This window comes from Paenibacillus algorifonticola, assembly GCF_050481745.1.
Taxonomy (GTDB): Bacteria; Bacillota; Bacilli; order Paenibacillales; family Paenibacillaceae; genus Pristimantibacillus; species Pristimantibacillus algorifonticola_A.
Genome location: NZ_JBCNGR010000006.1, coordinates 498,757 through 519,255, shown reverse-complemented (window position 1 = coordinate 519,255; position 20,499 = coordinate 498,757). Strand labels below are relative to the sequence as shown.

Below are 20,499 nucleotides of genomic sequence, written 5' to 3'. Positions count from 1 at the left end.
TCATTCAAGTAAGAAAATCAACCTCGTACACACAGCTATTCTGTACAGCGGGAAGGCTGCGCCACTCGGCTGCTCCAGCAGCCGGCGCTCCTCTCCTTCCGCTTGGCTGTGCCACTTGTCGAACGTGATAAACAGATGGTCAGCTGATAGCAGCGCCAGCTCCTCAAGCGTCACCTTGAACATGCGCGAGCCCACGGCTTTGGAAGGAACAGAACCTATCTGTACCGCCGGCGACGGGCATAATCTCAAATCTCCATACAAAACCGCAGCAGCAAAGCCTCTGCCTCCGTCTGTATATGACCTGCCCTGCTTGCCCCACTCGTCCAAAATAAACGGCTACGGTTCGCAGCAGCGTCCGCCAGTTCGCTTAGCTCGCTGAGCACGCATGTGTTCGATATTTGGCGGCATTTCGACAAACCCGTTTATACAAAATGATCATTTAAATGAAAGCGATTACAATAAGTCGGATTTGAACATGTTAGATGTCGTTATCGTCGTAGTGGCATTGAAAGCGACTTCTTATAATGAAAAGGCATCATAAAGGATGACAACAGAGAGGATGATTGTACAATGGGGAAGGTCAGACAAATAAGCGTTGTTGCTTTACTGCTTGCTGTTTTATTCGGAAGCATGCCCATTTACAGCTACGCGAGCACGACGGTGCCTGCTGCTGCGGCAGTATCTGCCGAGATTCAGTCGCTCATCGATCAAGGAATGATTAAGGGCAATGGCAAAGCGCTCAGCGAAAAATATTGGAGCAAGCAAGCGACTCGCGCACAAGCTGCGACGCTGTTTCTTCGTTTGAAAGGCTTAGAGAAAGAAGCACTTAGCTATTCGGGAAGCGATTCCTTTCCTGATGCGGCGAAAGCAGGCAAAGTGCTTCAGCCGCTTGTTAACTATTTGAAAGCTCATCCGCATCTCGGATGGCTTGCAGATAAGGATGGCCATTTCGCGCCACTGCAGGCTGTCACCGCGCAGGAATATGCCCGGGTTCTGCTGAAGGCGCTCGGCTATGAAGCTGGCGTAGATTATAAAGAAGCCGATGTGCTGGCTTTTGCAGCCAAGCAAGGGCTAGCCGCATTGATAACAGGCGGCAAGCTGACCAATGCCCAGCTTGCAACCGCCACGGCGCAAGCGCTCAAAGCAAAGCATAAAATCAGCGGCGAAACGCTGGCAGCGATTATGAAAAAACAAGCGGCACAAGCGCCTTTCACTGCGGATGTGACGCAGCAGACCGCCTATGGCGCGATTAAAGGCGCCAAGGATGAAGCGAGCAGCACGCTTAGCTGGCTCGGCGTGCCTTATGCGAAGGCGCCAGTCGGCGAGCTTCGCTGGCAAGCCCCGCAAGCGCCAGCAGCTTGGACAAGCACGCTTGCGACGACCGCTTTCGCTGCGAATTGCACCCAGCTCGCAGCTGGCAAGGCAGCAGGCAGCGAGGACTGCCTGTATTTGAACATTTGGCGGCCGGCTGACAGCAGCACAAGCCTGCCCGTTCTCGTCTTCGCGCACGGCGGCGGCAATATGACCGGCTCCGGCAAAGATTTCAAAGGCGATCTGCTTGCCGAAGCGACGAACAGCATCGTCGTATCAATCAACTATCGCCTCGGTGCGCTCGGCTTCTTCCATCACCCTTCTCTGGCAACAGGCGATGCGGTTCAGGATTCAGGCAACTATGGGCTGCTGGATATTTTCCAGGCGCTCAAATGGGTACAGGGCAACATTGGCGGATTCGGCGGAGACGCGGCCAATGTGACGCTTTCCGGCCAATCGGCCGGCGGCCGCGATGTCATGGCGGCCGTCATTTCTCCACTGAGCCAAGGGCTGTTTCAGAAAGCCATTGTGCTCAGCGGCGGCATGACGACCGCGCCTACGGCGGACGGCGACGCCAAGGTGAACAGCGTGCTGGCAAAGCTGGCCGCTGCGGATGGCACAGCCGCCGATGAAGCGGCGGCTGCCAAGTGGGTAGCTGGCCAAACAGCCGAGCAGCTCGCGGCGTATTTGCGCAAGCAGCCTGCTGCGGACCTCGTGCAGCAGTTCGGTGGAACGGCCATCCGCATGGCGCCGTTCCCGCATTTATTCAGCGATGGCACGGTACTTCCAGCGGAGGGCTTTAACGTATTGAAGAGCGGCAAATATGCGCAGCTTCCGATGATTTTGGGCAGCACAGCGACGGAGTTTTCCGCCTTCGCCTTGAGCGATCCCTCATTCGCTGCTGGCTTCGCTGACGGCAGCCTGCTGAAGGACCCGGTGAAGGGGCCACAATATGCAGCAGCTGTCAAATATGGAAGCGAGCTGTATTCCGGCTTCAATGCAGAGCGCGCAGCCGAGGTACTGACGGCACGCTCTGGACAGCCCGCCGTTTATGCGTACCGTTTTGCATGGGGAACACAGGATGGCGTCATTTCGAGCAGCCTGCAGCAGTTGATTGGCGCAACGCACGGCGCAGACATGGATTTCATTCTCGGACGCAAAGCTGGCATTGCTGCGTATTTCCCTGACGGCTATTTCTCCGAGCAAAATGAGCCTGGTCGCAATGAACTGACAGCAGCCATACACGCTTACTGGAAAAACTTCCTCTACACCGGCAATCCAAATGCCAGCTCCCTGCCAGCATGGACACCGTGGACGGCGAAGGATGGCGCTGATCGCATTTTGCGTCTGGATGCTTCGAATGAGCATCAGACGATTCATATGTCGAATGAATATTATAAGAAAGCGGATGTGCTTTCCCGTATGGAAAAGGAACTGCCAGCGGATATCTTGAAGCTACTGCAAGAAAACGTATTGGCGGGCAGATTTTTCTGGTAAGCCTCATTCGCAGCTTTAAGCATTATGCTTAATGTAGTGAAGACTAGTGTAGAGTAAAGTACTGATAAACACAGCCTTTCCTCGACATATCTGCAACCATATAAAAAATAACAGCCCGGCAGCGTCCACGTCCATTCATGACAGCTGCCAGGCTGTTATTGCTTTATTTTCAACCACAAATATCGTGCTTGCTTATTTAAACGTAACGGAGCTTATTACATCGTCCGTCGTTTTTTTCGTTTCATCATCCATGTAAGTCGTAATCAGGTTGAACGCATAACCTTCCAGAATCGCGCTATAATAATGCTGCGTAACCGTCACTTCGCCTGCATTGATCGTAACTTCCATCATATCAAAATCTTTGCCGCCAACTGTCGTCGAGACAATATCTTTGTATTCGTAAGGCAATTGGCTATCGACCATGAATTTTTTGGATGCTTCCAAATAGTCTTTGCCTGTTTTGATGCCTTGCAGCATGCTCAGCTTTTCCGCAATCGCCATAACGGACGCACCCGTCTGCTCTCCACCAATCGGATATTGCGAAGCCATCAACAAATTTAGCGTCTTCGTTTGAGCATAGTCCAGTTGTTTTTTCTTTTTATCATCGTTGCCCACAATCGCTTCTCCAACCTCGCTCGTCAGTTGGTTCATCGTTTCAGCATCTTGATATTCCCACTCTTCCGGGAAGTTCAGCGACACACCGAAATATTCATTGCTATACGTTCCTTTTGCTGTCGTCCCTAAATCAACATCTTTCGAGCTGCCTCCGCATGCTGCAACCAATACAGCTACAAGCACGAGCAGCAGCGATAAGGAACCTAGCTTCTTTTTAGACATTTTAGACATAATACCCTCCGATAAATATTCTCTATTTGTGTACTACGAAAGTGTAGCATAAACCCTATTATTTTCCACCTACAAAAAACTATAGGTTGATTTTTACAAATAAGCGCATTTACTGGCGATAGATACCGCTTCTGTACTCGATTGCACACCAAGCTTCTCAAAAATCATTCGCTTATGATGATTGACCGTACTCTCCTTAATTTTTAGCTTCAATGCAATCGCCTTGACCTTCATTCCCTGTGAAATCAGCTGCAGCACCTTAAGCTGCCTTTCTGTTAATTGCACCGTGCCCAGCCCTTGCTCCAAATCCTCCGCAGCCTGCTGCTTCTCGTAACGGAACAGCATGTCGGTCGGAATCAGCTTGGCTATCGCAATCAGCTCGCTTTTCATATCCGCATTAATCGTGGACACATCCAAATAACCAGCCGTTTCCCCATTCACCTCAAGAGGGGTAGAGAAGCAGTGCCAGCTTTGAAAAAGAGGGCTTCCATGCTGCTCCGGCAACAAATAAACTGGTCCATTCGAGGCCATCGCTGCCGAAATCGCATTGACGCCGCAGCTTTTTTCAGTGAAATACATGCCGAGGCGCAGCTTCGATTTGGCAACCGTCTGTTTCAAATTGTCGCTGTAATCCATGCCCAGCAGAACGCCCTTCGCGTCAGTCAGCAGAAATAAATAATTGCCTGTAAGATGATCCTTAATGGTAGAGAGGCTATCGTGGAAAGCCGTAATCAACGGTTTTTTTTGAAGGGAAATGCTTTCGAATTGCTGTTTGGGGACGAACGATGCGGTGGACTTGCGATATTCTTCTATATGGCCTCCACCCCACCGCTGGCGTAGAGTTTTGATCGATTGTGACATGGTCGTGCTATTCCTCCTTGCTTAACTGACCCTGTTCTTTAGTAAAAATAAGAAAAGCTGCTCTTATAGTTATCGGCTGCAAAAGGAAAAACTTAAATCCAGCTAGTATTCGCGCACCAGCTCTATCAGAATTGGCCCTATGCATTCAGCTTTCTTATATTCATGCTAGCTTTCCTACTGAATTTCATAAATATAGGCTAAAGTCAGCCCTGAATCCTATGAAGAAACCGAAGGATTACCTGAAAGACAACCTCAAAGTATTCATGAAAATAATCAATTCGTTACAACATTAACAATTAGCTGGACAATTAATCTTTCCTGGAAAAAAATATATGACCTAGAGGGTTACGCCCAGGATGTGCTGGAGTGATGAAAATGAATTTCATTAACCGGGCCAGCTACTTGGCGCCCATTGTTATGCAAAATAGCGAGCACTAGGAATTAAGCAAGGAATTGGAAAAAAGCTTCTGCTCCAGAGACCCGCATAGCGCGAGGCAGTTTGCAGAAGTCACCTTTTTCTCCTATTGTCACCATAATGGGCGACGATCAGGAAAAAGCGATCGTTGCCGCAGAACGATATTGCACAACAACCGCCTCTATGGATTGGGGAGAGTACCGCATTACCCATGCGGATCATTTAGTGAACAGCAAGTAGCTGGCAGTAGGCTACAAATGTCTTCAAGCAAAGAAAAAAGAAGCCATCTATGCTGCGAGGCGAAGACGGCTTCTTCTTTTGCTATATTTCACACGAACTGAATGGCTGAATTATGAGTAAATGGTCGGCTAAATCGTAAATTGTGCAACAGCCCAGTTGTCCGTTTATTAAGCTCTCGCCTCAACCGCCACCCACAGCTCGTTACGGTTTTCTTCTGGCGGCAAATAACATTCGATAGCAGGCAAATTGGCGAGCTGGTAGGCCGAGGTAGGAAGCCATTCCGTGTACAGCCGCTTCCAAATACCGCCCAGCTGATCCGGTCCTCCCTCCACTTCAAATACCACCCATGATGAAGGCGAAAACTGTCGGCGGACCATAGCTTCGGGAGCCTCTTGCTCCGTTTCAATTGCTAAAATGTAGTTCAAAAACTCATTTTGCCCATGCCCTCCGTCCGCACATACGCCAAGTATGCCTCGGATACCGGGTTCGGATGCGCGGATTTCCCATAGCTTTTCGAACAGGCCAGCCTGTGCTGCCTCAGCCCATAAACGCGGTACTGTCTCAAACACCTCGCTATTGCGCACCTGCTCGGAAATGCCCACGACGGCAAATGCACCAAGCTCCTCAATTCGATAATTCATAGCTGCCGCTCCTTTTATTGAAATTTGAAAGGATAGCCGCGGATAGGCCTTCAGCTTTGTACCGGCACTTCTCGCAGCAGTCGGTGTAGTACCATGCAGCTGCTGAAAAGCACGGGCGAACGCTTCGGGGGAATCGTAACCATATTTGAGCGCCACATCTATGACCTTTACCGTGCTGTTTTGCAGCTCAAACGCTGCCAGACTGAGCCGTCGCCTGCGAATGTATTCCGATAACGATACCTCCATAATATACGGGAACATTCGCTGAAAATGATAGAGTGAACATCCCGCAATATGGGCTGCTTCTACATAATCAATTTCATCAGCCAAATGATCCTCAATATAGCCAATGGCCGCGTTCATATGCAATACCCAATCCATAACCCAGCCCTCCTCTGTTTACTACTATATCTAAAATAACATAAAATAGCCTTGCATTCTCTGCACAAGAATGCAAGGCTTCTCCCTATAACGTAATTATCCCTCTCGTTCTAGCGACGGGCTGCTCACCTCTGTACTCTTCCCGCCTGCTGCGAACTGCCAAAACATATAGCAGCCAGCCCCGAGAGACAGCAAGAAGAAGAACAAAGCGAGCAGTGGCAGCGGCGACCATTCCAGCATGGCTCCACCGATCCAAGTTTGCCAGCCTACTTCAAACAGCCCTAGCAAATAGGCAGCGCCGGCGACATGTACCCACTTGCGACGCGCCTGCGGGCGCAGCCTTGTACGCTCCGACAGCCATGCAACAAGCGGCACAGCTTGGATCGCATGAAAACCCAGACCATGAAGCCATATGATATTTCCATTCCCGCCTGTCATGCGGCTCCCCGTCAAGGAAATCCAAATGCCAGCGGCGAAGGAAAGCAATACCGCCATAATCGCATAGCGGATCGCCAGCACCAGCTCCGGTCTTAGCTTATACGATCTGCTGCGGAAGAAAGTGATGGCCAGCACGCAATAAAACACGATCAGCAGCATGGCCACAAGGCCAAAACCGGCTGCCACAGCTATATCAAAGACTGTACCGCCTTCTGCAAAACGCGGATTCATGCCGCGCATATTTTGCACATTTTCAGCAAAATACGAATACATGGAAAGAAATGCATAAGACCAGCGAAAAATCGCCTTGCCTCTTGCACTCATAGCGGACAAAGGCAATATCGCCGCTGTCGAGAGCAAAAAAATACCCAATGCCGCATTAAAGGAAGCCGCTTTGCTTACATCCCCATTTGGCGCAACCTCGCCACCATAGAGCAGCATCCAGACCACGCATACCGCTGCCAGCACAAAGCCAAGTATGCCTAGCGACGCCAGCAGGCCCTCCCCCTGAAATAGGCGAACCTTCTTTGCTGGCTCCTCCCATTGCGGGCCCGCTTCCACACCTAAATTCCTAATCATATAATCCCATCCATTCCCTATTAGCTTCTTGCCTTAACTTTAAAGGAATGGACAGGGTAACCGGAACGGACCTTTATCCAGTATTTCACTGAACGGAAAGCGGATATTACCTCAGCCTCTCGGCGGAGAGAGCATTTCCCCAATCATCCCTTTTAACTGATGAATGCCCAAATCGGTATTCGTCATAATAACGGTTCCCGTTCCTGTGTATGGGAAAGCGACTAGCATGCATTGAAAGCCTACGCCCCAGCCGAGCGAGGAAATTTCCAACTCATGCTTGGAATGGTCTAGAAAAAGACCTAGCCCTGTCCATTCTGTAACGCCTTGAGGAGTAACGAGCTCCTTCGCATAGCTTGCGGACAATCCTATTTCGCTTTGATCTTTAAGAGCATTCATTAATTCCACAACTAAAATGGCCAAGTCCGACGGCGTTGTCCAAAGCCCGGCTGCTGCCGGATAAGGATAAACCGGATATTTCCCTTCCACTGCCTTTCCCTGCTTATCATGTCCACAGCAAACTCTCCCGCTCATTGCTTCTAATAAGGATGGACGGAACGTGCTGTTGTTCATATGCAAAGGTTCAAATATAAGCTCGCTCATGACGATTTCAAAGGGCTTTCCTGAAACATCCTCTATGAGCTGCTGAATGATGCAATAGCCTGCATCTGAATATTGAAAGTCGCTTCCCGGCTCATATTCCACCTTAATAGGCACTTTGCAATAAGTCGTCTCTCCCTCTAACAACGTCACCATTGGAGGAAAAAGCGCCTTGGAATGAAGCTCGCCAAATCCCCCCTCTGGATCAACAATGCCCGCTTGATGACTAAGCAGCTTCCTTAGAGTCACTTTGCTGCTAGCAGTCCATGGATGACCCGGAACCTTCCATGAAGTGAGCCTATCATTTACATCCTCATCTAATGCTAGAAGACCATCCTCGACTAATTTCATAACGAGCATGGACGTTAAAAACTTGCTAATGGAACATGCGTTGAAAATCGTATCGCTATTCACCAGATGCGAGGCTCCTTGCTCCAGAACACCAAAGCTCTCTGCCGCGCTTAACTGCCCCTGCCGTATAAACGCAGCACTTAAACCCGCCACTCTATAATGCGCCATACGTTCAACTATATTAATATTTAATGGCATAGTCTGATCCAGCCCTCTCTCATTCCAATTCGCTTCAGTCAACCCTCTATATTATAGAACATATGTTCTTATGGTTCAACCATTTATGACAAGCTTTAACCTGCTGCCTTCAAAATCGAGTAGGAAGGGGTGGCGAGCCCCTGTCCTCTCACACCACCCCTTGGCTAACGGTAGGCGCTCGCCAGCCCCGTTCGGGACTTTCACCCTAAAGATGACGCCCATGCTGGGCATACATCGAAAAAAAGCCGCCGAAATCACTTCGGCGGCTTTTCATTTTGAAAGCTTAATGCTGCTAATGATTAATTGCCTTTAGAAAGCCATTCCGCAAGCTCCTCGGTCTGAGCCAGTACCGCGAGCGGATCGTAGTACCAAGAACGCTCCTCTGGCCATACATACAGCTTGCCGTTTTTCACTGCCGGAAGGTTGCTCCAAATCGGATCAGCCTCAAAATCAGCCTGTGTCCAGTTGTTCGAGGTCATGATAATATAATCCCCAGCATATTGCGGGACAATCTCTGCTGACAGCTCGGCCCACTGCTTCTCCATAATGACGTCTGCTATTTCAGCTGGCGGCTTGCGTCCAAGCGCTTGATACACCGGCTGACCGCCGCGTCCAAAATTATCGCCGTAGGCATAGGTCGATTTCTCCATATGCTCAAAAATGGAAAAGGTTGCGTCTGCCGGAATGGCCGCATCCACCTTCGCCTTCGCTTCAGCAATGCGACGGTCAAATTCCTCCAGCCATGTCTTCGCCTCTTGCTCTTTGCCCAGCACCTTCCCAAAATACGTCAGCTCTTCATGAGCATTTTTGAGATCGCCATACGGAATTTGGAGAGTAGGTGCAATTTTGCTGAGCAGATCGTAGCTTTCTCCATTGGCCGTAATAATCAAATCGGGAGCAAGAGCTGCAATTTTCTCGGCAGACGGCTTGCCATATTCCCCCGTATCATCAACGCCGGTAAGCGCCTCTTTAAAATAATAGTTTTTTATCGTTAATCCCGGCGCCCCGACTGGCACAACGTCAAGGGCAATCAAGCTGCCGAGGTATTCTTCAGCCACGATACGCTTGGGCTGAGCTGGAATTTCGATATCGCCATTTACAGTAGAAATCGTTCTGACTGCGTTAGGATCAGCGCTAGCCTCTGTTGTCGCTTCTGTCGCTCCGCCATTGCTTGCTTCGCTGGATGCCTGCGCTGTCGCTTCACTTTCAGCATTCGTCTTGCCAGTCTCGTTCGACTCTGCTGTACCACATGCTGTAAAGATGCTTACGCATAGCAGCAGCATAACCAGCATAGCAGCCATGCGGCGCTTATGATTTTGGCTTTGATTTTTCAAAAACACGTGTAAATCCCCCTCATTTTATGTCGATAATCATTCTCATTTACACTTTAACGTGTAAGCGAGCAAATGACTATGCCTTAAAATGATCCCGCACTATGCAAATTTGTGATGCGGAGCCAGCAAGCCGATTAGCTCCTGCAGCTGCGCCTGCGAGGACAACGGGTCATACCCGTAAAACTGCCCCTTCTCCTTCAGCACATGTACGCGGTTTCCCTGCACAGCGTCCAGCTTTCTCCAGCTTGACGATTGGAATAAACGCCGCAGCCGCTGCTTGTCTCCTGGGTTAGTTGGCGATCCTGTTATAAAAATATGATCCGCCGGATAAGCAGCCAGCAGCTCAATACCCGTTTCAATAAAGCCCTTGGCGGAAATATTTTGCTCCTCCAGCTTTGCCGGAAGGCGAAAGCCCATATCATCGTAAAGAACCTGACAGCCCCTTCCAAAGCTGCTGCTGAAGCAATAAGCTGTATTTCGGCCAATTTCCCAAACAATTGCCGTACCCCGGCTGCCCAGCTCTCGGTCAAGCTTGCGGTTAATGATGTAGATCTGCTCATCGTATTGCGCCAGCCATTCCTCCGCCTGCTGTCTGCGATCTACTATGCCTGCAATTAGCAAAAATTGCTCGCGCCAGTTCATCGTCCGAAAAGGCAGCTCGATAACGGGAGCAAGCGGCAGCAGCCTCCTGTTTTCCTCTGCCCCGCTATAGTTGATGATGATATCCGGCTTAGCTGCTGCAATCGCCTCGTAAAACGTTTGCGGCGTATGCCCATAGGGGTTGAAGCTCCCGCTCCCGCTCTGGCTCTGGCTACCACCCAGTTGCAAGCCTCCCCGCATCCCGTCCAGCCAGGGCGTATATACGCCTAGCTCCGGAATAATGCCGAGCGCCATTAAGCTACCGGTATGGTTCAAGTTCAGCGAAACGAGCCGTTTGTTCTTGCGCAAATAAGCCGTCGGCGACAAGCCGATGCCTTCCTTAAACTTGCGGCTGAGGTACACACCCTCCTTGTAGCCAACCTCGTGCGCCAACGTGCCAAGGTCAGGGGCCGTTCCAGCCAGCAAGCGCTGCTGTGCGCTGCGAATACGCAGCATCGTCAAATGGGCATTGAATGTCCTGCCCGTATGCTTGCGGAACATTCGCGAAAAATGCTCTGGGCTGACCCCAGCACGGCTTGCCATTTGCTCCCGCGTAATATCCTCGCTGAAATGCCGCTCGATATAAGCTTCTGCTTGCTCCAGCCATGAGCTGGCTGGTTTTTTCCGGCTTGCCAGCTCCCGGTGCAGCTCGGCAAGCAGCTGCGTAAAAAGCTGCTGAACGCGAAAAGGCGAATGTGGATCACATTGATTCCACACATTCGCCAGCTCGCTCGCAAGCTGCAGGATGACCGCTGGGCAGCACTGCAGCGGAACCGGATGCTCCAGGGACGCTCCTGTTTCACCAGCAGCTGGAATACAGCTGTATTCCAGCAAAATGCCTCGCAATTCCGTATTTGCCTCTAACTGAAGCTTAGGCAGCGAAGGGCCGCTGAGCCATACGCTGCCCCGGGATAGCTCATGATAATAGTTATGAATATAAAGCGCGCCCTCCCCGCCCCATACGATAAGCATACGGTAGAGAGGGGCTGCTTCTTCCTGATGTTTTTCGCCTTGGCCCTGCTGAAGCTCCCGCAGCCGCACAGGCATATAGAAGCTATGCTGAGCCTTTGGCAGGCCAGCATTTGCCGAAGAGAGCAGCATCATTTTTCACATCCTATCTAAGCTAATCTTCTTTCCTTCATTAAGCATCTTCTTCTTTAACGCCGAGGGCTAGATTTTTCTCCTTAAAGCGGGAATTATGCGAGGATACGTAAGCAACCCCATCCGCCTTCGGGTCTATGAAAAGCTTGGCACTGTTGACCGCTAGCGTGGCATCCGTAAACGCTCCGGCAATCAGGTTCAGCTTGCTGTCATAAGAAGCAAAGTCGCCTGCGGCGAAAATGCCCGGCAAATTCGTCTCCAGCTTCGGAGTGACGTATACGCACCACTCATCCATGCCGATGCCCCAATCTCTAATGCCGCTGAAATCAGACTTCAGCCCGTGGTTGACGATGACCGCATCAACTTCCAGTTGCTCCGTTTTCTCCGTCTCCAAATGTCTCACCGTTACCTTACTGATCGTCGATCCGTCGCCGCTGTACAGCTGCGAGACCTCCCATGGCGTGCGGACGTCGCAGGAGGAGGTTTTCATCTTGATGACGTTCTTCTCATGGCCGCCAAAATACTCCCGGCGATGAATGACCGTCACCTGCGCCGCAATCGGCTCCAGCTCATTCGCCCAGTCGACAGCCGAGTTGCCGCCGCCGGAAATAAGCACCCGCTTGCCTCGAAACGGCTCCAGCTCCTGCACTGTATAATGCAAATTGGATACTTCGTAGCGCTCGGCGCCTTCCAGCTCCAGCTTTGCCATCTTCAAGATGCCCCGGCCAATCGCCAAAATAACGGTCCGCGTCCAATGCTTCTCTCCCGTAGATGCTTCAAGCATATACGTCCCGTCCTCAAGTCTCGTCAAATTGCGAATTTGCTGCCCAAGCTCAATAGTCGGGTCAAAGGTTTGCGACTGCTGTTTGAGCTGTCCAATAAGCTTCTCACATAAAATCGGGGTGACGCCTCCTACATCCCAAATCATTTTTTCCGGGTAAATCAGCATCCGCCCGCCCAGCTCTTCCTGAGCATCAATCACCTTCGTCTTCATATCCCTCATCCCGCTATAGAAAGCAGCATATAGTCCTGCTGGACCGCCGCCAATAATCGTTACATCGTATAATTCTAACTGTTCCGACACACTTTTTCCTCCCAATACATGAATTTGATATTCATTCTCACTATTTATTCATTGTAGCCTTCTATTCCAGTAAAGTGCAATGGACAAAATAGAACAATCGTTTATACAAATCTAATAAAATGCTGTCTATGCTGTCTGTTGGCGGACACAGCGGCAGCTATTTCAACAAAATCACGGGTTATCGCTATAATGGATTTCCTGTCCGCTTACGGTCTAAAATCGGATTAAGCATTCGCTGAAAACAGTGCAGATAAGATTCACTTCGGAGGAAGTCGATTATTCTTTATTCTTGCTTTATATTTCATTTTTTTGGTACGATTCTTTCATTCCCTTTAATCGCGTTATTTCAAAAAAATGAGAACATGAATTCTTTCCAATATAAAAAGCCGCTTGAGGAATAACCCCAAAGCGGCCAGCTCTATTTACACTCACTAATTTCGATCACTTATTAAGCCAATATTTCCTCGATTCGCTCCAAAACGTCAGCACTAAGCTCTACACCCGCTGCTTTGGCATTTTCTTCGACCTGTTCCGGGCGGCTGGCGCCCACAAGCGCACTGGACACATTCGGCTGGCGCAAAATCCAGGCCAGCGCCAGCTGCCCAACCGACAGCTCCAGCTCCGCGGCGATTTTGCCCAACTGCTGCACCTTGACAATTTTTTCATCAGTCACATTTTTACGCATGTTTTCAAGCTTTGCTGCCCGGCTGTCCGCCGGAAGCTCACTTGCCGAGCTGTATTTGCCCGTCAGCAAGCCTTGCGCCAGCGGCGAGAACACCACTTGGCCAATGCCGCCACGCTCCCCGAAAGGGATGACTTCCTTCTCAATGTATCGGTTGAACATATTATAAATCGGCTGATTCGCTATGATGCGGTCCAGCAAATAACGGTCGGCAATCGCATGCGCTTCCGCCATCTGTGCCGCAGTCCATTCGCTGATGCCGACGTACAGCACTTTCCCCTGACGAACCAGATCGTCCAGCGCCCGCAGCGTCTCCTCCATCGGCGTATTCGGATCATGACGGTGGCAGTAATAAAGATCAATATAGTCGGCGCCCAGACGCTTCAGGCTGGCATGGCACTGCTCCGTAATATGCTTGCGAGACAGCCCTTGGTCATTCGGACCATCGCCCATTTTGCCAAACACTTTCGTTGCGAGCACGTAGGATTCGCGGGGATACGCACGCAGCGTTTCGCCCATCACCTTCTCGGCCTCGCCCCGCTCATACACATTGGCCGTATCAAAAAAATTAATGCCTAAGCCATAGGCGGTCTCAATCGCTTTGACGGCGTTGCCGCGCTCCACGTAACCCCCATATGTCAACCAGCTTCCCAGACTGATCTCGCTGACTTTCAAACCGCTTTTTCCTAAATTACGAAATTGCATTTGAACTCATCTCCTCATACGTCCGGTCCGTCTTCCCTTTCGCCTCGGCTGATGCCGCTGGCCGGGAATCCGTGGCCTTATTGGTTTCCAGCTCTTGCACAAATCGGGCATGCTTCCTGCCCCAGCCGCACATGCTGTCCAGCACTGCCGATACGCTAAGCCCATGCTCGGTCAGACTGTACTCCACACGGGGCGGGATCTCCTGAAATATTTCGCGCTGCACAAGCCCGTCTTCCTCCAGCTCACGAAGCTGCTTCGCAAGTGTTCCCTGCGACACATCGGGTATTAACCGCCTCAGCTCGCCAAACCGTTTCGTACCTTCTACGAGTAAAATAAACAGGATGAGCGGCTTCCATTTGCCTCCGATTACCTCCAGCGTTGCAATAACTCCTGCCAATCTCGGCTCTTGTAAATTCACCCCAGTCTACTCCTCTCTCTACCATCATACCAGTTAAATGCCGATCCTGTACACCTGCCGCCTAGCCTCCGCGCGCTTGCTGATGGTACGAAATTTCGGACTATGTACGAAGAAACTGCATACTTGGCAGCGCTTACAATCTCTTCAATAATAACGGTAATGGCGAAATTCGCCCATCGAATAAAATCAGGAGGCTTACCTATGACTAATCTATCTTTAAAAAATAAACGCGTCGTCATTATTGGCGGCAGCTCGGGAATCGGCCTGGCGACGGCCCAGCAGGCACTTGAACAAGGGGCGTCCGTCGTCATTGCCGGACGGTCCGAAGCGAAGCTGGCAGCAGCCCGCCAGACGCTCAGCTCTGACAAGGTGGAGACTTACGTGCTGGATAATCGCGACAACGGCCAGTTGGAGCTCTTTTTTAAAACAATGGGCAGCTTCGACCACCTCTTCACCCCGGGAGCCTCTTATGTGCGGGGGCCCATCACTTCAGATGAAGCGACAGCGGAAAGCTGCTTCAAGGCGAAGTTCTGGCCGCAATATTATGCGGTAAAATATGCACTCCCTTATGTTCAGCCGGGTGGCTCCGTCGTGCTCATGTCAGGCGCATTCAGCCAGCGGCCGCTCGCGGATGGCGCTTCTTATGCCGCCTGCAACGGCGCGATTGAAAGCTTGGGCAAGGCACTCGCCGTCGAGCTCGCACCGAAGAAAATAAGAGCCAATGTCATCTCGCCGGGCACGATTTATACGGCATTTAATTGGGAGGGTGCCGAACAGGCAACCCGCGATGCCTCCTATGATGCTTACACGGATATGAATGTGCTGGGCCGAGTTGGAGAAGCGGCAGAAGCCGCCCATACGGTTGTCTATTTAATGACGAACAGCTACACGACAGGCACGACCTTGCATCCTGACGGCGGCTATTTGCTGCGTTAACGCTGCAGGTTCAATCGAGATGACGGAGAACTCAGCGTCAGCCTGTCCAGCAAAGCAATATGGCCGGGCATAAACAGGCAGCTCCGTCCCCACAAAATCAGGCACAGGCCACTGTGCCTGATTTTGTGTTTTTATACGAACGATTGTCGCTGTACAACATATTTTAGTAGATAAAGGACCGTAGCCCCCCCCGGAAGCGAAGTGGTAATATGAAACATGAAACGCCCCCTAACGTGCGGCATTTTCCCAAAGTAAGCAAGGACGAGCGGCATCAGCTGAATGGGCATAAAAGCTGCGTGCTATGGTTTACCGGATTATCGGGCTCTGGCAAATCGACTTTAGCGTCCGTTGTGGAACATGAGCTGTTTAAGCGTCATATGCACAGCTATGTTTTGGATGGGGACAATCTTCGGCTTGGCTTAAATCAAGGGCTCGGCTTCAGCCAAGAGGACCGCAGTGAAAATGTCCGCCGCATTGGCGAAGCCGCCCGGCTGTTCGCCGATGCCGGATTGATCGTACTGGTCGCTGCCATCTCACCCTATCGGGCAGATCGCGAGCGGGTCAGATCCCTTTTTTCCGAGGACGAGTTTATTGAGATTTATGTCAAATGCCCGCTTGCAGAATGTGAGCGCCGGGACCCGAAGGGGCTATACAAAAAAGTACGTGCCGGTAAAATCCATGATTTCACAGGCATTTCCTCCGTTTACGAAGCGCCAGGACAGCCTGAAATAATGATCGCAAGCGACAGGCATACGCTTAAGGAGTCCGTCCGCATCATTTTAGATTATTTAAGAGACAACGGCTGCCTATAAGCAGCGGCGTCGGCACCAGCTAATTTTCACAAATGAGGTGAGGTGCAGCATCATGAAAACATCCAAAGAGCCATTGCTGCTGTATGTACACATTCCGAAAACCGGGGGAACCTCCTTCACGCAGGCGATTGTCGAGCATTGCCCGAACATGGTTTACTATTTTCAGGTAGCGAATAAACCAGATTTGCTGCGGCAAACCCTCAAACAGGCCGATGCGCTATGCGGCCACCTCCCCTTCGGCCTCCACCATACGACCACCCGCCCCTGCCAATATGTAACGATGCTGCGTGATCCGGTGGATCAGATCGCCTCCTTCTTTTATTTTAAATACAAAAATATCAATTATCTCGAAAGCTATAATCCCTATCTCACGTTCGAGGAGTTTTTGAATAATTCGTATTTCGATCCCGAATATGTGAATGTGCAAACCCGTTTTCTGAGCGGAGAGCTGGGCAGCATGACCCCTAATTTGAGCTTGGCGACCAGAAATCTGAAGCAGCAGGTTTCGTTTGCCGGGATTACAGAGCTGTATGCGGAATCGCAATTTTTGTTTATGAAAACAATGGGCTGGGAGCCGAAAGTCTATTCCAAAAAAAACGCCAATGACAACCGTCCGCCGAAAACAGAACTGACAAGCGATATAATTGACCTCATTCTTCGTAAAAATGCCAGTGATGTTGAGCTGTACTATGTAGCCCGCCAGCTTCTGCTGAAAAAAATTTATACGCTTTCGCACGTCTACCGGGAGGAGCTGCGCCTGTATAGACGCAATTGCTGCTGGAAAAGCGAGGACGAATTGGGTTACTATTAGAGCACTAACGATGAAATAGACGAAAATGGGAGAGAACTTGCCATGAAGGATAACAGCTTAACAAATAGATTCGCTTATGACGCTGCACCAGAAAAGCATCCCGCAGCTTCCGCTGTAAAAGGCATTTTTTTCGATGTGGATGATACGCTTTATGACCATTTGCCCCCTTTCACGAAAGCGGTACAAGAAGTGCTTAACCTTGGTGAAGCCTTCCCCTATGAAGCAGCCTATCGCCGCATGCGGCATTACAGCGACGTACTGACGGAGCAAATGGGCGGCGCTGGCGCACTGGAGGCTGGGGCTGCGACGGAGCTGATGCGGACGCGCCGCTTCCAGCTGGCACTAGGCGAGTTCGATGTAACGCTCGCTGACGAGCAGGCCAAGTCGATGCAGACTGCCTACATTGGCTGCCAATACGACATCATAATGTTTCCGGGTGCAAAAGCTATGCTTGAGCGGCTTGTGAAAGCCGGGTATATCGTTGGCCTCATTACCAATGGAGCTGGCGCCCATCAGCGCCGCAAAATCGAAGCGATGGATATCGACGATTTGGTCCCGCGTGACCGTCAGTTCATTTCCGGCGAAGTAGGCTGGGACAAGCCCGACCCGCGGATTTTCAAGCTGGTAAATGAGCGTACAGGCACACTGCCCGAGAATAGCATCTATATCGGCGACTCTTGGAATAATGATGTGGTAGGCGCCCTGCAGGCGGGCTGGATCTCCATTTGGTTCAACCACCGCCAGGTGCAGCCGTTAACGGAGCATGCTCCTGCCTACATAATGTCTGGCTATGCGGATTTGCAGGAGCAGTTGGTGAAAATGGGCGTTTTGACTGAATAGTTACTCCTTAAAGGAGCAGACACGATTGGGAAATAACATATCGTTGAAAACCTCATCAAGCGAGCATGATGAAGAAATTCACATGTCCAATATTTAAGAAAAAGAAGCCATCCCTTAGCAGAATGAACGGCTGAAGGACGGCTTCTTTTTCTTTAATAGCAATAATAACTAGCAAAAAAATGCAAGCTAGCTTGATGTGGAACGAATTACAGCAATTCCTTACGCAGCTGCGCTGCGGATTTCGGCGACAGAAGACCGAACGGAATATCAAAGACGGTTTTCGCGCCAGCTCCACCTTCTTGAGCAAGCTTGTAGGCTGCTCTCGCATAAGCGACAAGCACGCTTGCTGTGAACTCAGGGTTGCTGTCCAGCGTAAGACCAAATTCAATAATTTGCGTGCTGTTCGCACCGGTTTTGCCGCTGCGAAGTACCGTGCCGCCATGCGGCATTGCGGAATGCTCTGCTTTCAGCGTCGCTTCGTCTACAAAATGCACAACCGTATCATAGTCGGCAAAATAGTTCGGCATATTGCGGATTTCATCGGCAATCGCTTCTTGATTCGCGCCTTCTTCTGCTACGATATAACATTCTCTAAGATGCTTCTCACGCGTTGTGAGCACAGGATTTTCCCCGCTCCGTACACGATTGACCGCCTCTTCAACGGGAATCGTATATTGCACGCCATTCTTGACGCCATTGACACGGCGAATCGCATCGGAGTGGCCTTGGCTAACCCCTTTGCCCCAGAACGTGTACTCCTTGCCCTCCGGCAAAATCGCTTCCGCCAGCAGACGGCTAAGGGAGAACAAACCCGGGTCCCAGCCTGTGGAAATGACGCTGATTTTGCCGCTTGCTTTCGCAACTGCATCTACCTGCTCAAAATATTCAGGAATGCGGGCATGCGTATCAAAGCTGTCGACGGTGTGGAACAGACGGGCAAAAGCAGGACCCTGCTCCGGCAGGTCTGTTGCCGAGCCGCCGCACAAAATCATAACGTCAATGTCGCCAGTGAATTTCTCTGCGTCTTCAATGGAATAAGCTTTCGTCTCAGACGGAATAGAATCTGGATTTCTGCGGGTAAAGATAGCATCCAGACGCAGATCCGGACTTTGTTTGATGGCAAGCTCTACGCCGCGGCCCAAGTTGCCGTAACCTACAATGCCAATGCGAATTTGTTCAGCCATGTGTATCGCCACCTTTTAATGATTGTAAAAATGATTGCAAGCCGATCGGGTATTAAAGGTCGTCCTACACCCAGCCTCTTGCTTCCATCGCTGCAGCAATACGCTTGATGGAAATCATATAAGCTGCTGTACGAAGATCGGTGCTGTGCTCTTTCGCCAAATCACGAACAGCCACGTACGACTGAATCATGTTTGTTTCCAGCTTCTCAAGCACTTCAGCCTCGCTCCAGTAGTAGTTCATCAGGTTCTGTACCCATTCAAAATAGGATACCGTAACGCCGCCTGCATTTGCAAGGACGTCAGGAATAACAACGATGCCCTTCTGGAACAGAACGCGGTCTGCTTCCGGCGTCGTTGGGCCATTGGCTGCTTCAGCGATGATTTTCGCTTGAATGCGGTCTGCATTTGCAGCAGTAATAACATTTTCCAGCGCAGCTGGTACCAGGATGTCAACATCCAGCTCAAGCAAAGCTTCGTTGGAAATAACGAAGGATTCGCCATAGTCCAAAATGGACGCATTGTCCTTAAGGTCGGAAATTTGATCGATGTCCAATCCGTTTGGATCGTAGATGCCACCGCGCGAATCGCTGATCGCAACGATTTTGCAGCCTGCTTCGCTAAGCAGACGAGCTGCAATTCTTCCTGCGTTGCCGAAGCCTTGAACGGCTGCGGTCGCATTTTGTACCGGAAGATGCTTATCCTTGAGGGCTGCCAAAATCGTATAAACACAGCCTTGAGCTGTCGCTTCATTACGACCTTTCGAGCCACCGATAATAAGCGGTTTGCCCGTAATGACACCTGGGGAATATCTGCCTTTCATCTTGCTGTACGTGTCCATCATCCAGCCCATAATTTGCGGCGTCGTATACACGTCTGGTGCAGGAATATCTTTATCCGGTCCAACAAAGTCGGCAATAGCTTCCATAAATGCGCGGCTTACACGTTCCAGCTCGCCTTTGCTCATTTTGCGAGGATCACAAATAACGCCGCCTTTGCCGCCGCCATAAGGCAAGCCAACAACGCCACATTTGAAGCTCATCCACATCGACAATGCTTTAACTTCATCAAGCGTAACGTCCGGGTGGAAACGAATGCCGCCTTTAGTCGGCCCAATCGCATCATTGTGCTGGGAGCGGTAGCCTTCAAAAACCTGTACAGTACCATCATCCATACGAACCGGGAAGTTAACGGACAACACGCGCATCGGATGCTTCAAAATTTGAGTCACATGCTCAGGCAGCTTAAGATGGGCAACCGCCGTATCGATTTGCTGCTGGGCAATTTTATAAGGGTTTAATGTTTCTTCTGCAACAACGACTGTCATTTTCGAAATCATTCCTTCACTCTAAATTGGTCTGCTTGAAAACTGCCGCTTTACCGCGACCGCGCACCATCGAATTGCACCGACAATGAGTTTTTTTCATTTTACCTTTTTCATCTGCATATTAAAAGAATTTTCTTGATAAAAATGCAAAAAAATATTCAATTCGTCCATTGTCACGTTAGTTTTCTTTAAAAGTTATAAGAAGTGACATCTGACATCAATTGATATATAAATCCGTGATTTTGTGTAAAAACTCAATTTTAAGCGCAAAAAT

General features: G+C 50.3%; 18 protein-coding genes and 1 pseudogene. 6 read left to right on the top strand and 13 right to left on the bottom strand.

Annotation, left to right across the window (positions count from 1 at the left end; genetic code table 11):
• A complete protein-coding gene (locus tag ABEW34_RS05795) occupies window positions 1–327 on the bottom strand; it encodes a hypothetical protein (RefSeq protein WP_430155800.1) in 327 nt (108 codons plus the stop codon).
• A 243-nt stretch (window positions 328–570) separates the two neighbouring features.
• Between ABEW34_RS05795 and ABEW34_RS05790 the strand changes: the two genes are divergently transcribed.
• Window positions 571–2,808 (top strand): carboxylesterase/lipase family protein, encoded by a 2,238-nt coding sequence (locus ABEW34_RS05790; protein ID WP_430155798.1) that lies wholly within the window; start codon window positions 571–573, stop codon window positions 2,806–2,808.
• 192 nt (window positions 2,809–3,000) lie between these two features.
• Here ABEW34_RS05790 and ABEW34_RS05785 read toward each other — a convergent pair whose 3' ends face one another.
• Together ABEW34_RS05785 and ABEW34_RS05780 are read right to left on the bottom strand one after the other, a co-directional pair.
• A complete protein-coding gene (locus ABEW34_RS05785; protein ID WP_430155795.1) occupies window positions 3,001–3,654 on the bottom strand; it encodes a hypothetical protein in 654 nt (217 codons plus the stop codon).
• Window positions 3,655–3,747: 93 nt separating this feature from the next.
• The gene (locus ABEW34_RS05780) at window positions 3,748–4,515 is read right to left on the bottom strand and encodes a LuxR C-terminal-related transcriptional regulator (protein ID WP_430155793.1); all 768 of its coding nucleotides are present in this window, start codon (window positions 4,513–4,515) and stop codon (window positions 3,748–3,750) included.
• 499 nt (window positions 4,516–5,014) lie between these two features.
• Between ABEW34_RS05780 and ABEW34_RS05775 the strand changes: the two genes are divergently transcribed.
• Window positions 5,015–5,170 (top strand): hypothetical protein, encoded by a 156-nt coding sequence (locus ABEW34_RS05775; RefSeq protein WP_430155790.1) that lies wholly within the window; start codon window positions 5,015–5,017, stop codon window positions 5,168–5,170.
• Window positions 5,171–5,337: 167 nt separating this feature from the next.
• Here the strand turns inward: ABEW34_RS05775 and ABEW34_RS05770 are convergent, their stop codons facing one another.
• The 8 genes and pseudogenes from ABEW34_RS05770 to ABEW34_RS05735 form a co-directional block, all read right to left on the bottom strand.
• On the bottom strand, window positions 5,338–6,192 hold the full coding sequence (locus ABEW34_RS05770) for an AraC family transcriptional regulator (protein WP_430155788.1): 855 nt from the start codon (window positions 6,190–6,192) through the stop codon (window positions 5,338–5,340).
• Window positions 6,193–6,288: 96 nt separating this feature from the next.
• Complete coding sequence (locus ABEW34_RS05765; protein WP_430155786.1) at window positions 6,289–7,209, bottom strand: hypothetical protein; 921 nt, start codon at window positions 7,207–7,209, stop codon at window positions 6,289–6,291.
• Window positions 7,210–7,320: 111 nt separating this feature from the next.
• The gene (locus ABEW34_RS05760) at window positions 7,321–8,355 is read right to left on the bottom strand and encodes a serine hydrolase domain-containing protein (protein WP_430155783.1); all 1,035 of its coding nucleotides are present in this window, start codon (window positions 8,353–8,355) and stop codon (window positions 7,321–7,323) included.
• Window positions 8,356–8,654: 299 nt separating this feature from the next.
• Window positions 8,655–9,695, bottom strand: coding sequence for an ABC transporter substrate-binding protein (locus tag ABEW34_RS05755; RefSeq protein ID WP_430155780.1), 1,041 nt, complete (start codon window positions 9,693–9,695; stop codon window positions 8,655–8,657).
• 93 nt (window positions 9,696–9,788) lie between these two features.
• Window positions 9,789–11,432, bottom strand: a complete 1,644-nt coding sequence (locus ABEW34_RS05750; RefSeq protein ID WP_430155777.1) for a helix-turn-helix domain-containing protein — start codon at window positions 11,430–11,432, stop codon at window positions 9,789–9,791.
• 37 nt (window positions 11,433–11,469) lie between these two features.
• The gene (locus ABEW34_RS05745) at window positions 11,470–12,513 is read right to left on the bottom strand and encodes an NAD(P)/FAD-dependent oxidoreductase (protein ID WP_430155774.1); all 1,044 of its coding nucleotides are present in this window, start codon (window positions 12,511–12,513) and stop codon (window positions 11,470–11,472) included.
• Window positions 12,514–12,961: 448 nt separating this feature from the next.
• The gene (locus tag ABEW34_RS05740; protein ID WP_430155771.1) at window positions 12,962–13,900 is read right to left on the bottom strand and encodes an aldo/keto reductase family protein; all 939 of its coding nucleotides are present in this window, start codon (window positions 13,898–13,900) and stop codon (window positions 12,962–12,964) included.
• A 97-nt stretch (window positions 13,901–13,997) separates the two neighbouring features.
• Window positions 13,998–14,318 (bottom strand): annotated as a pseudogene (locus ABEW34_RS05735) (winged helix-turn-helix transcriptional regulator); the annotation flags it as partial.
• A 201-nt stretch (window positions 14,319–14,519) separates the two neighbouring features.
• Between ABEW34_RS05735 and ABEW34_RS05730 the strand changes: the two are divergent.
• From ABEW34_RS05730 to ABEW34_RS05715, 4 genes are all read left to right on the top strand, one after another.
• A complete protein-coding gene (locus tag ABEW34_RS05730; protein ID WP_430155769.1) occupies window positions 14,520–15,254 on the top strand; it encodes an SDR family oxidoreductase in 735 nt (244 codons plus the stop codon).
• A 209-nt stretch (window positions 15,255–15,463) separates the two neighbouring features.
• On the top strand, window positions 15,464–16,066 hold the full coding sequence (gene cysC / locus ABEW34_RS05725) for an adenylyl-sulfate kinase (protein WP_430155767.1): 603 nt from the start codon (window positions 15,464–15,466) through the stop codon (window positions 16,064–16,066).
• Window positions 16,067–16,118: 52 nt separating this feature from the next.
• Entirely contained in the window at window positions 16,119–16,877 is a 759-nt protein-coding gene (locus tag ABEW34_RS05720; RefSeq protein ID WP_430155764.1) for a sulfotransferase family 2 domain-containing protein, read from the top strand.
• Between the two features lie 42 nt (window positions 16,878–16,919).
• Entirely contained in the window at window positions 16,920–17,717 is a 798-nt protein-coding gene (locus ABEW34_RS05715) for an HAD family hydrolase (RefSeq protein ID WP_430155762.1), read from the top strand.
• Window positions 17,718–17,923: 206 nt separating this feature from the next.
• Here ABEW34_RS05715 and ABEW34_RS05710 read toward each other — a convergent pair whose 3' ends face one another.
• Entirely contained in the window at window positions 17,924–18,901 is a 978-nt protein-coding gene (locus ABEW34_RS05710) for a diaminopimelate dehydrogenase (RefSeq protein ID WP_430155759.1), read from the bottom strand.
• 64 nt (window positions 18,902–18,965) lie between these two features.
• A complete protein-coding gene (locus tag ABEW34_RS05705) occupies window positions 18,966–20,225 on the bottom strand; it encodes a Glu/Leu/Phe/Val family dehydrogenase (protein WP_430156193.1) in 1,260 nt (419 codons plus the stop codon).
• Between the last annotated feature and the right edge of the window lie 274 nt (window positions 20,226–20,499).